13 protein-coding genes are annotated in these 15,911 nt (G+C 31.5%); 9 read left to right on the plus strand and 4 right to left on the minus strand.

Translation table 11 applies throughout. The annotated features are described in order from the left end of the window. Positions 1–638: 638 nt before the first annotated feature. The 8 genes from ACJJVN_RS06150 (at position 639) to ACJJVN_RS06185 (ending at position 12,065) form a co-directional block, all read left to right on the plus strand. Entirely contained in the window at positions 639–2,873 is a 2,235-nt protein-coding gene (locus tag ACJJVN_RS06150) for a response regulator (RefSeq protein WP_405377479.1), read from the plus strand. A 325-nt stretch (positions 2,874–3,198) separates the two neighbouring features. Next, a complete protein-coding gene (locus tag ACJJVN_RS06155; RefSeq protein ID WP_405377480.1) occupies positions 3,199–3,909 on the plus strand; it encodes a hypothetical protein in 711 nt (236 codons plus the stop codon). A gap of 301 nt (positions 3,910–4,210) precedes the next feature. Next, a complete protein-coding gene (locus ACJJVN_RS06160) occupies positions 4,211–4,828 on the plus strand; it encodes a Crp/Fnr family transcriptional regulator (protein WP_405377481.1) in 618 nt (205 codons plus the stop codon). Between the two features lie 53 nt (positions 4,829–4,881). Further along, on the plus strand, positions 4,882–8,403 hold the full coding sequence (locus ACJJVN_RS06165; protein ID WP_405377482.1) for a metallophosphatase: 3,522 nt from the start codon (positions 4,882–4,884) through the stop codon (positions 8,401–8,403). 31 nt (positions 8,404–8,434) lie between these two features. After that, positions 8,435–10,042: a glutamate synthase-related protein gene (locus ACJJVN_RS06170; protein WP_405377483.1), complete on the plus strand. Its 1,608-nt coding sequence runs from the start codon at positions 8,435–8,437 to the stop codon at positions 10,040–10,042. An 11-nt stretch (positions 10,043–10,053) separates the two neighbouring features. After that, positions 10,054–10,797 (plus strand): hypothetical protein, encoded by a 744-nt coding sequence (locus ACJJVN_RS06175; protein WP_405377484.1) that lies wholly within the window; start codon positions 10,054–10,056, stop codon positions 10,795–10,797. Between the two features lie 25 nt (positions 10,798–10,822). Next, the gene (locus ACJJVN_RS06180) at positions 10,823–11,449 is read left to right on the plus strand and encodes a Pycsar system effector family protein (protein ID WP_405369328.1); all 627 of its coding nucleotides are present in this window, start codon (positions 10,823–10,825) and stop codon (positions 11,447–11,449) included. A gap of 445 nt (positions 11,450–11,894) precedes the next feature. Then, positions 11,895–12,065: a hypothetical protein gene (locus ACJJVN_RS06185; RefSeq protein WP_405377485.1), complete on the plus strand. Its 171-nt coding sequence runs from the start codon at positions 11,895–11,897 to the stop codon at positions 12,063–12,065. Positions 12,066–12,164: 99 nt separating this feature from the next. Here the strand turns inward: ACJJVN_RS06185 and ACJJVN_RS06190 are convergent, their stop codons facing one another. From ACJJVN_RS06190 to ACJJVN_RS06200, 3 genes are read right to left on the minus strand one after another with little or no spacing between them, the layout of a single operon-like run. Beyond that, positions 12,165–12,830, minus strand: a complete 666-nt coding sequence (locus tag ACJJVN_RS06190) for a response regulator (RefSeq protein ID WP_405377486.1) — start codon at positions 12,828–12,830, stop codon at positions 12,165–12,167. Between the two features lie 3 nt (positions 12,831–12,833). Further along, a complete protein-coding gene (locus tag ACJJVN_RS06195; protein ID WP_104515234.1) occupies positions 12,834–14,462 on the minus strand; it encodes a tetratricopeptide repeat-containing sensor histidine kinase in 1,629 nt (542 codons plus the stop codon). Between the two features lie 35 nt (positions 14,463–14,497). Continuing rightward, the gene (locus tag ACJJVN_RS06200; protein ID WP_170034558.1) at positions 14,498–14,668 is read right to left on the minus strand and encodes a hypothetical protein; all 171 of its coding nucleotides are present in this window, start codon (positions 14,666–14,668) and stop codon (positions 14,498–14,500) included. Positions 14,669–15,018: 350 nt separating this feature from the next. Here ACJJVN_RS06200 and ACJJVN_RS06205 point away from each other — a divergent pair, with 350 nt between their 5' ends. After that, positions 15,019–15,762 carry a hypothetical protein gene (locus tag ACJJVN_RS06205; protein ID WP_405377487.1) on the plus strand — a complete coding sequence of 248 codons (744 nt, stop codon included), beginning with the start codon at positions 15,019–15,021 and terminating at the stop codon, positions 15,760–15,762. A gap of 61 nt (positions 15,763–15,823) precedes the next feature. Here ACJJVN_RS06205 and ACJJVN_RS06210 read toward each other — a convergent pair whose 3' ends face one another. Beyond that, positions 15,824–15,907, minus strand: coding sequence for a hypothetical protein (locus ACJJVN_RS06210; protein WP_317044692.1), 84 nt, complete (start codon positions 15,905–15,907; stop codon positions 15,824–15,826). Positions 15,908–15,911 lie beyond the last annotated feature (4 nt).

Genomic DNA, 15,911 nt, shown 5'->3' on the forward strand with positions numbered 1-15,911 from the left:
TCTTAAACGGCTGTAAAATATTTTTACAGCCGTTTTTTTATCACTTATTTAATATGAGAAACTAACCATATCATGTAACTAATTTTTTAATAATACTTTGTTACATTAAGGTGTATGCATTGATACAGTCGCTTTTTTACAAGGAAAATAAATGTCTCAAAAACTTAAAAAAAAGTCCTTTCTGGATAATATAGATTATGACAATTCTTTTAAATATTCTTATCTTAGCAGTCCCCTAAATGATGATCTTATTTCTAGTAATATAGAAGTAAGATAGTTGTTTAGGGATTTTTGTTTTTACGCTTTCGCGAAAGCGTAATTATTATAAAACACACTCTTTAAATTGGACAAATGTGGTACGTATCAATTTAAGGCTGTTATATTTTACATGCGAACTTTATGTTTGAAAAACGCTTGTTTTCTTTAGACAAAAACTGTTTAACTCTGAAAAAAAGAAGTGATATAGTTAAAGTGTCATTTTAAGTAAAACTAATATGAAATATAAGTATTTGATAAACAGAAGATTGTGTTTTTTGTATGTAGTTTTTTTATTTTTATTTTACCTAATTATTAATTAATAATTTTATTAATAGTAGCTTAGGTGGGTAGGTGTTAATATTTAATTTATAAATCAAAAAATGACGAAAGTCCTTTATTTTGTAATATTTTTCTTAGTTCTATTTAAAGTAAGCAATTCTACTGCTCAATACTCTGATGACTTGGATGCATACGCTCAAGTACATGAACAAACCTCCAACTTTAATCAGAAAGAATTAGATTCTATTACTAAAATAATGTTGACTTATTTTAATGATGGGGTTTATGAAAAAATACTTCAAGAGACACCAGAATTAATAAGAAATGCAAAAGAAATAGATTCTTATGAAACAGAATTAAAACTACGTAATTTATTAGGTAATTCTTTTGTAAGATTAGACGATCTAGAAAGAGCAGATGTATTTTTTTCTCAAGCACTTGAACTGGCAAAAAAGAAAAACGATACACTAGGTATAGTAACTATGTATGTGAATTTGGGTAATACTTATTTTACAGAAGATAGAGTAAAAGCTGCCGCTTACTTTAGAAAAGGACTTGATTATAATTATAAAGGTAATAAATCTGTTGAGCTCAACTTTATTATAAATCATAATCTAGCAGAGTTATATGTAGGTCTAGAGAACGTAGAACTTACTAAACATTTTCTAAGTAAGATAGAAGATCAAATCTATTTAAAAGAAATGGATGGTCGTCGTAAAACATTCATAGCTACGACCACGTATATTAAAGCTGGTCTAGCTTTATTAGAAAATAAACCACAAGAGTCCATTGATCTTACACTAGAATCTCTTAAGTATCAAAAATATATTGATGAGAATTATAAATTCGGAAACTACAAACACTTAATGGCAGGTTATGAGGCTATTAAAGATTACAAGAAGTTGAACGAAGTGCATAAGGTTTATGATTCTTTAAAAGATTTGAGAAATGAAAAAGAAACAGTTAAACAACAACAAATAGCACGTGTAGAACTACATCTAGATAATGTGGTACAAGATTTAAGAGAGTCTCAATTAGAAAATCAGTTAGTGATTCAAAAAGCATCTGTAGGTAAAATGTTATTATTATTTTTCATAGTAGTTGCAGCATTATTATTATTAGTTGCGATTTTACTTTTAAAAGCAAAAAATAAAAGAGATAGATTAGTAAAGGGTTTAATTCTCAAAAACAAACAGTATTTAGAAGCTAAGGAAAAGTCAGAAGAGCTAGCTAACAGTAATACAAGATTTTTATCTACTATTAGTCATGAATTACGTACCCCACTTTATGGTATTGTAGGTCTGTCTGCCACTTTTTTAAATGATCCTAGGCTAGCAGATTTTAAAAGTGAATTTAAATCTTTAAAATTTTCAGCAGACTATTTACTTGCTTTGGTTAATGATGTGCTTCATATCAATAAGTTTTCTTCTAAAGAAGGACATAGATTAACAGAGGTTCATTTTAATCTATCTATTTTATTAAAGAATATTATACAAACGTTTACTTTCTTAAATGAAAAACATAATAATATAGTTACTAAGTCATTAGATCCAGGAGTACCAGTAGCTTTATACGGAGATAAGACTAAAATTTCTCAAGTACTTATGAACTTGATGAGTAATGCTAGTAAATTTACTGAAGATGGTTTTATATCCTTAACGGTGATTAAAAAAGAGCACAAAGGAAATAATTTAAAACTGTACTTTGAAGTTAAAGATTCTGGTAAAGGGATACACCCAGATCATCAAAAAGGGATTTTTGAAGAGTTTACACAAGTAAAAGACTCTTATGATGAAGATGTGGCAGGTACTGGTTTAGGACTGCCTATAGTAAATAAAATATTGAGCATATTAGGGAGTTCTTTAAAAATGAATAGCATTTATAATAAAGGTACTACGTTCTCTTTTACGTTAGACATTAAAGAGGGATGCCTAGAGGCTATTAATAAAGAAGCTCCATCTATAGATGTTAAATCGTTAGAAGGTAAAAAGGTGTTAATAGTAGATGATAATAAGATCAATCAGCTAGTTACTCAAAAGGTCTTAGAGCAACATGACATGATGCATCGTACTGCTAGTAATGGTAAGGAGGCAGTGGATATTGTAGAGAAGGAATCATTTGATTTTATCCTAATGGATATAAATATGCCTGTTATGAATGGTATAGAGGCTACTCGTAGAATAAGAGAATTTGACGTAGAGACGCCTATAATAGCTCTTACAGCAACTAATTTTGTTGACCCAGAAAAAGAAGTATACCGACATGGTGTTAATTCTATTATTGTAAAGCCGTATGATACAGAGCATTTATTACAAGCCTTATTACGAGAGATGTAATTAGTTCTTGACTTCTCTTGTTCTAAAATTATAGTAAATTTTTCATATTTAATTTATTCTTCAATTCCTCTTGCAAACGATTTGAACTTCGGTTTGTAATACATGGAATATGTATCCATTTATCGAACGATTACTTCTCGTCGGATTTTTATTTTAACACTAGTTAATTATAATTGGTATTTAGTGTTTATTCTTGTTCAGTAAAACTTGTTTATTTAAAATTGTACCGATATTGTGTATTTAGACGTATTAATAAGTGTTTTATCTAATTAATGTAAATACCTGCCATAAATATCTTTTTTGTCATAAAACCAATTCAACTATTATGAAAACTATAACGCTATTCTCAATTTTATTCATTGTAACTTTATTTTGTAATGCACAAGTAGGAATCAATACAGAAATTCCTAAAGCAACTCTAGATATAGGAGTAGCAAATCCTGCAGCACCAGAAAATACAGATGGTATACTTGTGCCTCGTATCGATGCTTTTCCACTGGTGAACCCCACAAGTGATCAAGACGGTATGCTAGTTTATTTAACGACTACAGAAGATAGTAACTCTCCTGGGTTTTACTTTTGGAACAGTTCTTTATCCAGTTGGTCTAAAGTTATGGTAGAGAACAATACTATGCTTTGTGGTAAATCTGGAGGGTCTATCGGATTAACCGGTACGGTTTTTAATTTTCCAGATTTAAAATTTAATAATATTTTAGGAGCTTATTTTGTAGGTGATAAATTGCATTTACCGCCAGGAAATTATGAGATAGAATCAAAGCTAAGTACAAGTCCTAATTTACTATTAGGCTGGGATGTACGTGTTGATGGTATAGTATGCCCTACTTCTATAGCTGGATCGGCAAATACCATATCATTAGGACTAGGTTTAGGTGTAATAGTTACTGGAGTGAACACACAGTCTGCGATAGTTACAATTACTGATGCCTCTGAAGAAATAGACTTTGTTATAACAAGCGGAGTTGCTGTAGGAGGATTACTCTCTGATAGTAGTTACCTTAAGGTGACTAAGCTTTAATTTAAAATACATACATTATTTAAACAGTCTCTTTTGAAATTATTTTTTATTTTTTAAAAGAGACTGTTATATTTTACAAATCTTTCTATTTTTATTAAATTAATTGCGTTTTTCATAAATATTACTACTATAAATCAATCAACATGTCGTGTGAAGTAAGAATGTGCTATATACTCCATCTTATTCATTAAAAAATAGTTTATTTTTATTTTTTAACATAAAATATCCAAATTTGAATAGGTTTACAAAGTATTGGTTTTTAGAAGGTTTTAATTTATTTAGTAAATTAAGTAAGGCTTCGATGATGCAATTGAGTGAGATTCCTGAAATGGAAAACATAGAGAAAGGAGCTCGTATAGAATTTGACAAGTTAAATAAGAACTGTGTTTTTTTTCTCAAAAAAGGCACTGTTAAAATAGTAGATGGTTCTTCTGGTAATGTAAAGTGTATAGTAAAACGTGGTAATATCTTTGGTGAGTTATCATTGTTTGAAGAAGGTAAGACTATTAAAGAAGTTGCTTATGCTTTAGAAGAATCTATTATATGTTTTATTGATTCTGATAAAATGGAAGAATTAATAGAAAAACATTCATCTCTCAAGAATGGATTAATAAAGATTCAAGGTCTACGTATTAAAAAATTAGAAACGCGTTTAAGCGATCTTTTATATAAAGACAGTTCTACTAGAATTAAGGAGTTTATTTTTTACTATGTAAGAGAATTTGGAGAAGAGAACAGTGACGGTACGTTCACGGCAAAAAATCTATTATCGCATAAGGATATATCAAACCTTACTAATACGTCTAGGCAAACTGTTAGTAATGTTATGAGTAATATGAGAAAAGATGAATTGATAGATTATAATTCAAAACAAATATCAACGATCAACAATTTAAAAAAAGCTTCTGGAGGCTTTTAATTATATAATAAATTTAATAACTGTTCACTTGACATGTGAAAATCTCAAAAAGTATGAAACCCCTTAAATTACTTAAAAGCATAGTATGCGGTCTAGCTTTATTAGCAGGATATGCGGCGTTGGGACAAAAAGTAGAGACATCTGTTTTTGTTACCGCAAATACAAGCTCAGCAAACGATCTTAGCATTATTAAACAAATAAATAAAGAAGCTAGCACACTAAAGAAATCAAAAATGTTACTGCTGGGTAATGCAGTGCATGAAAAAGGTTATTCAAAGAATCAAAATCCTTTTATAGACGCTCAATTAAAAGAAGTATCAGAGTTTAATGGAGATGTTTACTTTGCTCCGGGAAATAATGAATGGGCAACTTATGGACATAGAGGTGTTAGAGACTTAGAAAAATATATTCAAAAAAATAGTGAAGCAAAGTTTTATCCTAATGATGGTTGTCCTATCAAAGATAAAGACCTTACTGAAGATGTTGTTTTAATAACGATCGATTCTCAATGGTTTTTAGAAGATTGGAATGATCATATTTATTTGAATGAAGATTGTGATATTAAAAACAAGACTCAGTTTTTCTTAGAATTTGAAAGCATTATTAAAAAAGCTCAGGGAAAAACGATAATGGTGGCATCACATCATCCTATATTTTCTAATACTAATGACGGTTTTTTAGCTAGAGTAGGAGGTACTTCATTAAATGATTTTCAAAACAAACAAAATAGAAAATTCAGAAACCGTATTATAACTCTAGCTAGACAGACAGATAATATCTTTTTTGTGTCTGGTCACGATGCAAATTTACAGTACATAAATAAATTCGGTGTACCACAAATAATTAGTGGAGCAGCTGGCAAAACGACAAAAGCATCTCCTGTAACTGAAGATGATTATGCATCTAGAGAGAATGGATATGTGCGTATAGACTTATTGAAAGGTGGAGCTGTTAATGTCTCTTTTCAAGGTGTAGAATCACCTCGTAGTATAGAGGTTATACGACCAGTTGAAGATGAATTGTTTACAGACTTTAAAGAAGAAAGCAGCTTTGGTAAAACATATACATCTACCGTATACTCTGAAGAAGAAACAGAAAAAAGTAAGTTTTATAAAGCCGTTTGGGGAGAACACTATAGAGAGTTTTACAGTAAGCCAGTAGATGCTAAAGTAGCATTTATAGATACTTTATATGGAGGCTTGACACCAGTAAGACGTGGTGGTGGACATCAATCAAAATCATTAAGATTAGAAACTAAAGATGGCAAGCAATATGTAATGCGTGCTCTACGTAAAAGTGCTATAAAATTCTTGCAGTCTACTGCTTTTAAAGATAAATATGTAGAAGAAGATCTAGAGGGCAGTTATGCAGACGGTTTCTTACATGATTTCTATACAACGGCACATCCTTATACACCTACGACTATTGGTACTCTGGCAGATGCGGTTGATGTTTTTCATACAAATCCAGAATTATTTTACATTCCTAAACAAGAAAAATTAGGCGTTTATAACGACGAGTATGGAGATGAATTATACCTAATTGAAGAGCGAGTAGAATCTGGTCATGTAGATCTAGCTAGTTTTGGTAAGCCAGATAAAATATTAAGTACTTCAGACGTATTACAAGAAATTCACAAGACAGGAAAAGAAGTAGTAGATGAGCCTTCTTACATCAGAGCACGTTTATTTGATATGCTTATAGGTGATTGGGATAGACATGAAGATCAATGGCGTTGGGCTTTATACAAAAATGAAGATGGTACAGAATTGTGTAAACCTATACCTAGAGATAGAGATCAAGCTTTTTCTGTCTTTGATGGTAGTATGTTAAGCTTTTTACGTTTTGCGATTCCTAGTATACGTATGATGCAATCATTTGATGAAGAGTTGCCTAGTCCTAAATGGTTTAGTTTTGAACCTTACCCATTAGATATGACATTTATTAATCAGTCGAACTGGCAAGATTGGGAAAGAGAAGCAAAATCTTTACAAAATGGGATGACAGACGAGATTATAGAAGAGGCTTTTAAAAACTTACCAGAAGAAATAAAAGGGCAAACTATAGAAGATATTAAAAGAAAATTAAAAGGTAGACGTGGTAATATAGTTAAGATAGCACAAGAGTATTACAGTTATGTGAATAGACATCAGGTAGTTACTGGAACTAATAAAGCTGATGTTTTTGAGATTGTACGACTGCCTAATGGAGAGACGACCTTAAGTGTTCATAGAAAAGACATAGGTGTTTTTAATAGAACCTTTAATAAAGAAGAGACTAAGGAAATCTGGTTATACGGTTTAGACGGTAAAGACACTTTTAATGTTACTGGTGAAGGAAAAGATTTGATCAAAATTAAAATCATGGGAGGTAAGAAAAATGACACCTATAACTTTGACAATACTAAGAAGGTTAAAATTTATGACTACGCAGGTAAAAACAATACAATTGTAAACAAGAAATCAAAAAAATGGTTAGTTGATGATTATGAAATCAATAACTACGATTACAAAAAAAGAAAGTATAGTATCAATCAAATAATACCAGTGATAGGAGTAAATGCAGATGATGGACTTCAAATAGGTTTTGTAGATAACTTTACTACCTATGGTTTACAACGCAATCCATTTACTACTAAGCATAGTTTAAGTGCCTCTTACTATACAGGTAATTCTGGATATGATATCGGTTATAAAGGAGAGTTCTCTAATATCTTTCATAATTGGAACTTTGGAGTAGAAGGAAAATATACCAGCCCTAATTTTGCACAGAACTTCTTTGGTTTTGGAAACGAGTCTACATATGATAAAGATGCTGTGGAGATAGATTTTAACCGTGTGAGTATAAGAGAGTGGAGTGCTGCTATTTCTTTAATTTGGAAAGGTAGAGACGGTGGTTCCTTCTACTTTAAACCATTAATAGAAACTTTTGAAGTAGAAAATGTAGCAGATAGATTTATCAATATCTTGCCAGCAAATTCTACACTTTTTGACGAGCAAACATATGTAGGTGCTGAGGTTAATTATTCTTATAAAAATAAGGATGACGCAGCTTATCCTACTATGGGACTAGATGTAGGTCTTACAGCAGGATATAAAGCAAATGTAGATAGTGGTGCAGGTTCTGATAATAAATTCGGTTATTTAAAACCACACCTTGCAATAGACCATAGACTTAATAGAAGTGCAACGTTAGTATTAGCTTCAAAAATAGGAGGTGATGCTATTTTAGGAGATAACTTTGAATTGTATCATGCTGCACAAATAGGTGGAGGAGCTAGTCTAAGAGGATTTAGAAAAGAAAGATTTATCGGTAAATATGCCGCTTACCATAATACAGATGTAAGATTAGAACTTGGTAAATTTAAAACAAGTGTATTACCATTCAAATATGGTGTTACCGGTGGGTTTGATTATGGACGTGTTTGGGAAGAAAACGATACTTCAGATAAATGGCACAACAGTGTAGGAGGATCTTTTTGGATAAGTGGACTGGACACATTTACAGCAAACTTAGGATATTACGGTAGTTCAGACGGTGGGCAAATTTCCTTTGTATTAGGGTTTGCATTTTAAAATTAATCTTTAATCGATACAATAGATACTTATGAAAAAAGCAAAAGTTATAGCGCAAATAAGTCAATTAATAAATAAACAACCTGTTCATGCATTAGTTAATGGATTGGATCTAGTAATAGTCATGTTTGATGATGATATCTCTGTTTTATACGGTAGATGTTTACATAGAGGTGCATTAATGTCAGACGGTCATGTAGACGGTCATAATCTTATTTGTGGTGTACACGGTTGGGATTATAGAGTGGATTCTGGTGTGTCAGAGTATAATAACAAAGAAGTTTTACATAAATTTTCTACTAAGATAGAAGGTGATGATTTAATGGTAGATGAGTTTGAAATAGACGCTTATCTAGTTAATAATCCACAACCTTTTAATAGAGATAGTTATCTAGGTGCTTATGCAGACACGCACCCAGAAGAAACAGAACCTTATACAGGTTATATAAAAGAATTGGCTCAAAATGGATTAAAGAATATAGGGCATCATGGTTTTTCTGCCTCCATGGGTGTGGATAGAAACACACTGCCTAAATGGAATGATATCCAATTTTTACCGGCACAACTAGCTACCAGACCTTTATTAGATGAAGATGCTGTAGCAACTGAAGTAGTAATAGGCCCTAATGCAAAAAAGCCTCTAGTTCTTGACATTCCTCTATTTGTAAGTGATATGAGTTTTGGAGCCTTATCTCGTGAGGCAAAAATTGCTTTGTCTAAGGGAGCCCAACTCGCTGGTACAGGAATATGCTCTGGAGAAGGAGGTATGTTACCAGAAGAACAAGCTAGCAATTCAAAATACTTTTATGAACTAGCTTCAGCTCAATTTGGATTCTCTTGGGATAAATTAGATAATGTACAGGCGTTCCATTTTAAAGGAGGTCAAGGTGCAAAAACAGGAACAGGTGGACATTTACCTGGTAGTAAAGTAAGTAAAGAAATAGCTGAAGTAAGAGGACTTAAAGAAGGAGAGACGGCTATATCTCCTGCTACTTTTCCTACTTTCCATGGGGTAGATGATTTTAAAGCTTTCGCGAAAGCGGTAAGAGAACGCACAGGTGGAATCCCAATAGGATTTAAGATCGCAGCCAGCCATATTGAGAAGGACATTCAGTTTGCTCTAGATGTAGGTGTAGATTACATTATACTAGATGGTCGTGGAGGTGGAACAGGATCTGCTCCTACTATTTTAAGAGATCATATCAATGTACCTACTATTCCAGCACTTGCTAGAGCGCGTAAATATTTAGATAAAGTAGGTGCTACAGATGTAACCTTAGTTATTACTGGTGGATTAAGGGTTGCCGAAGACTTTTCTAAAGCATTAATGTTAGGAGCAGATGCTATTGCGGTATCTAACTCGGCATTACAAGCTATAGGTTGTTTAGGAATGCGTGCTTGTGGTAGTAATAACTGTCCAGTAGGTATTGCAACTCAAAAAGAATCTTTGCGTAGTCGTTTAATTATTGACAGCTCTGCAAAGCAATTGCAAAACTACTTTGACGCAACAAATAACCTTATTAAAGTTGTAGCGAGAGCGTGTGGATATGATGATATAACAAAGTTTAATCAAGAAGACCTATCTACATTTGATAGAGATATGCACTTATTAACAGGTATTAATTACGCTGGAATTTAAAAAATAAAATAATGAAAAAGCAAATGCATCTAGCTGCTCAATATCTAGCAGCTGCAGGAATAAGTTTCTTAGAAAAAAAAGCAGATGATAGTCATACTAATCTAGGTTTTGATATAGAAAGAGGTAGTTTAGAAACACATCTTTTATCAGACCATGGAGACCAATTGTTTTTAAATTACGTAGATTTCTCACTAGAATGGAAATCAAAATCGAGCTCTATCGTTTATAATCTCGATGGGTCTACACATGAAGATGTTTTAAAATGGATTACAGAGACGGCTCAAAAGGCATTAAATAAAACGTATTCTTATAACCTACATTATGATTTACCTTATAAAATAGATAGCTCATTCACGTTTAAGTTAGAAGATCCTAAAGAATTAGTAGATTTAAAAAACTTAAGAACACAAATTCAATTAAGCCTAGAGCAAATAAACGCAGACTTTAATCTGAATACGAGTATAAGAGTGTGGCCACATCATTTTGATTCTGGTATTTATACTAAGTTTCCAGATAGTGATATATCCATAGGTTTTGGTCTAGCTATACCTGATACGGTAAGCCCAGTTCATTATTTCTATATTAGTGGTTATAATAACAACGGACAAATGGAAACAGCAAGTTATACTGATTTATCTAGAGGAAAATGGAGTAAAGAAGGATTTAAAGGTGCTATTTTACCTGCTGCAGGTGAGACTGCTAGTCAGGCGACTACATTTTTCAAAGAAGCTATTCAGGTATTTTTAGGATCTTAATACATAAGATAGATAACAACATCTCATGAGTGATAAACAGATAAGAAAAGAAGAAGAGAAATATTTAATGACCGAATTAAATGTGGATAAAGAGAAGTTAAAAGCGCTCAAGAAAAAACTAGCTAAATTAGAGCCTAGATCTGAACGTGGTGTAGAGACTTTATTTAGACTACTTTCTAAAAATCAATACACGTTAAACTCGATGATAGATAAAAAATCTAACATCTTGATTTCTATTAATGCTTTGATTTTATCATTAATTCTAGGTACGGTAATGGGACAGCTTAAAAATGATCCTCACCTTATTTATCCTGTGATTATGATGTTACTTACTAATCTAGCTTCTATAACCTTTGCAATTTTTGCAACGCGTCCAGAATTAGTTCATGGAAATGAAAAATCTAGAAATTTGATGTTCTATGGTAATTTTCAGAATATGGAAGAAGATGATTATGTAAATGAAATCACTTCTTTAATGAATGAAGGTGATGAGTTATATAAAACCATTGCAAAAGATACTTTTCATTTAGGTAAAACCATGAATCATAAATTCAAATTATTAAGACATTCTTTTCATGTGTTTTTAATAGGTATTATCCTATCTGTTATTGCTTTTGTAGCATGTCACGTTTTATTTGGTGGTTTATTATAAGAAACAATCTTTCTCAAAATAAAAAAGCACATACTTTAAAAGTATGTGCTTTAACTTCCCCTTAATATAAATTAATCTTCTGATTAATCTAACGGTACAAACATAAAGGTACGATTTGATATATTTTTACGGTATCCCTCATTTAGTCATTTAAATTCTTATTTTTCTTTAAACTACATTAAGAGGCCTTATTAAATAAGAGCTAAATAATAACGTCCAAACAGTATTTTAGATTATATAGGGTTTTGATATCTGTGCAGGCTTGAAGAGAATCTTTTCAAAAAAAATCTCGTTCTTCTGTTTATAATCCTATATTCCTGGCGACTTAACGAATAACGGTAAACTTATACCTACAGGATTAATGTTTTAAAGACTAGGGTTTTAATTTGCAAACTATAAAGATCTACAACTTTAGAGTTTTTTAGATCTGCCAGTTTACTTTTATATGGATGCGTATTTAATTTTAATTATTGCTATACTATTTGCTATTGCCATAGCAACTTACATAGGTGTAGAAAAAATTAAGAAAAAACGATCTTCTGGTAGTAAGTCCTATCAGAAAAAACTCTACTATCAAGTTTATTTTAAACACTTTGTAAGTAATATTCCTGATTAAAAATAAATTATCTTTAATTTAAATACTTAGTACGACTTCATTGAATTGATTTCGTTTCAATCATTTCTAATTTATTTAAGAAAGACACTAGGTGTGATATTATATCAAACCTAGATCTTTAACAATACTTATCAAGTGTATAGCATTGCTAGCTCTAAATTGAATAAGTAATTTACCTTGTCTTTTTTCTATTGAGCTAAGACTATTAGGAGCTATTCCATTCTCCTTAAAATAATTACTTATAGCGTCTTTAGAATGTCCTAGAGATAGTTGTGTAAGCAGGTGAATATCATAGTCCACTATTTCTAGTTCGTTTCTAGAATGTAATGCTTGCTTAACCTGATCAGATAAGAAAAGCTCGTTTTTATAAACACTATCGATAGCTTTTGATAAATCTAGCAATCCATTTCTACCCTTACATACAAATGCATTAACTTCTATATTATTGATAAGGTGACGTACCTTTTGTAATCGGTCTTCAACAGAGTAAGTAATCATCTTCAGAGTAGGGTATTCTTTTCTTAATTGCTCTGTAATAGCCTCTCCAGAGCCGTATTTTTGAGCACGATGGTCTGTTTTAAAATTAAGATCTGTTATAAATAAATCATAAGGAACATTATTCTTGATAGCACTTTTTATTTCTAGATAAGCATCGTCACAGTATTGCACTTGTTTTACATTTTTAATACCTGCCTGATTTAAAACTGTCAGGACACCTTTATTGATACTACCAAAGTCATCTGAAATTAATACTTTCTTAAACATATTCTAAATAGTTATTATTGCTTTGAACCCTTTTTCTGTTTCAGATTCAAAAGTAATAGATCCATTTATGGAATGAATACGGTTTTCCGTATTCTGCAATCCATTTCCTTTAATTAATTCTGTTCCTATACCATTATCCTTATAATTAATAACAATAGATTTACCAGTATAGCTGAAGTTTATCACAATAATAGAGGCCTGACTATGTTTATTTGTATTGGTCAGTAATTCTTGTAATACCCTATAAATAGTAGACTTTTGTAAATTATTTAAGTGTTGCCAGTTAATTTGTTGTATTCCCATGGATAGGACATTAATCCTCTCAGTTTTATAACTTAATAAAAGATCGCTTATTAAATCTTTAAAGTTAATATTAAGATCTATAGAGCTATTCTCTCTAGAAATATCTCTAGTACGCTTATAAATATCTTCTAAATGGTCTAGTAAAGTTTTGTTAGTTTCTGGAGAATCTTGTAATTGGGTCATTACATGGTAAACATCATTTGCAACTTCATCATGGATTTTTCTCGAGATGCGTGTTTCTGTATTATATATTTCTTGGAATTTTTCCTTCCTGTGTTTATACTTTAAGATAAAATAGATAGAAACAGCTCCTAATGCTATAAATAATAAGAGATAGATCAATCTCTCATTTTTTAATTTACTGTCTTGTAGATCTTTCTCTTTCTTATTGTATTGATAAACGTAGTGATTAAAATTGTTGAGTTTTGTCTTGTTTATGGTAATTAGGCTATCGCTTAAACGCAAATATTCTTTTGCATTATTAGAGTCTCCTATTTGTATTTTTAAACGTAAAGCACTTTCTAACTGTCGTATAGCTCCATTTTTATAAGCCATGTTTAAAAAAAGATCTGAATATTTGGACATATTCAAGGTATCTTTTTTACTCAAATAATATTTAGTTAAATGCGTATAACTAGAACCTAATGCGTTACTGTTTTTCCCTTTACGCCTTATATTAAGTGCCTCTAGTAATCCCTCTTCGGCACCAGGAATATTTAATTTTGATTTTACATAACTTAGATTACTTAGTGATCTTGCTATTTTGCTAGAATCATTAACCTCTATGGCTATATCATAAGCCTTTTCATAAAAACCTTTTGCCTTTTCCAGTTGTTCTAGAGATTCATAAGTGCGTCCTTTATTATTTAAGAGAGTAGAAATATTTTTAGGTAGTTTAACCTTATTTAATGCCTCGTCATAAAAAGATAAAGCCTCTGTATAATCCTTCTTTTCTCTATAGAGTATTCCTAACTCATTAATAGTTTTTAAATAACAATGGTCCGTCCAGGGCGTCTTTTTTTCTAATCGATCTATCAATCTTAAGGTTTCTACATTTAACCGTTCACTCTCATAGATTAAACCTAGTTCTTTTTGAATTTCAGCAAGATTTTGATTGTCGTATATTTCTTTTAGAAATAATCCAGCCTTATAATGTTTAATTTTTTGTTTAGAAAAATATTTATAAGCCCTAGCAAGATCGTTACTCTGTTTAGGATTCTTAATTAGTCTCACATAGTATTGTGTAGAATCTGTACTCTGTGCATGTAACGAGTTTGTTATGAGATAGGTGAAAAATAAAAAGAGGAATGAAGTAAAGGTTAGTTTCATTCCTCTAATGTAATAACAAATTTTACAACTAGCGATTAATCTTCAGACTCATCTGCTGGTGGTGGTGGCGGTGGTAACTCTATAGTTCCTTCGTCATCACAACAGGCTTGTACCTCTGTAGTTTCTTCTATAATTTTATCTGGAGTACAAGAAAATAATGCCAGATTGAGGGATACCGTAAGGACTATTAATAATAATTTTTTCATATTTGGAGTGTTTAAAATTGGGCATAGGTGTGGCTGTCCGAGATTTTCTCAGAATATTTTTTATAGCAACACTTGCTTTATTTAGAAGAGTTTGTTCTTCTTAGGGAAGTAGGAACTGGCACGAGTAAAAGAGATAATTACTTCCCAAATGGTCATCTCAATTACCTGGCAACTCCATGTTAGAATTGATTATCGCAAGCCCTATTGCGAGTAAGGCGGTCATTAATTCTGGGACAAATAAAAGTCTATTGTTTCTGTCCCATAGGAAGAGCGTGGGAAGCTGTTTGGAAATATTCAGGAAATCTTTTTCCAATAACTTTCCTTGATTTAATAATCTGTTAATCAGTAGTATGAATAAAATTTTAATAATGCACGCTTTCGCGAAAGCGGAACAAGAAATCAAAAATAAAGGTATAATTAAGCCTTCTCTTACTGAAAAAGCGACAGAAATATCTAGCTATTTAGACGAAAAGATGGACTTTAATTTAGGTGAACGTAGCCTGAGAGATTATAGAAGTGCAGCACAAAAACTAGAGCACGACGCAGGAGATATAAGAATCAAACAAGTGGATGTTATTACAGGTTTATGTCATTATTTAGGATATGAAAATTATCAGGATTTTGTAAATAGAAATGATACACTAGAAGTGGATGGACCTATTATAATAGAATCTACTGTAGTAAAATCGGCTGTAGAGAAATTGCCTAAAAAGTCTATTTTAAGAAACTATAGATTTTACGTTTTGATAGGTGTAATGTGTATTCTTTTATTCTGGCTATATAATTATACGACCAGACAGCGATGGATGGTCTGGAAAGAAGACCGCTATACTGAAGTGGATTTTGACGCCAAGAAATATGACATAAAACAATTAAAATTATATAAAGAAGATCGCATTTTATCATTCAGGAAAATAAAAGTAACCTGCCTCACCGATTTCTTTCATCCAGATGGTAGCGTTCTAGTCTGGTATGGAAAGAATGGTGATAAACAGTTAGAGTACTTTACAGATTTAGGGCTGCATCCAGAGACAGGTAAAACCCTTAAACCTATTTCAGGCTACATGATTGATACACATATTTGTGTAGAATAAAAAGGAAATAAAAAAGCACCCATTGATTGGGTGCTTTTATAAATGAATTGGGTGGTCTGTATTATTCGGTAAATTCAATTACTTGACCAGAAACTATAACCTTGTATTTAGTAAATAGGAAAATTCCAGATGTTTTTACCTCCACAACC

The sequence above is a fragment of the Nonlabens sp. Asnod3-A02 genome, assembly GCF_045063755.1.
Taxonomy (GTDB): domain Bacteria; phylum Bacteroidota; class Bacteroidia; order Flavobacteriales; family Flavobacteriaceae; genus Nonlabens; species Nonlabens xylanidelens.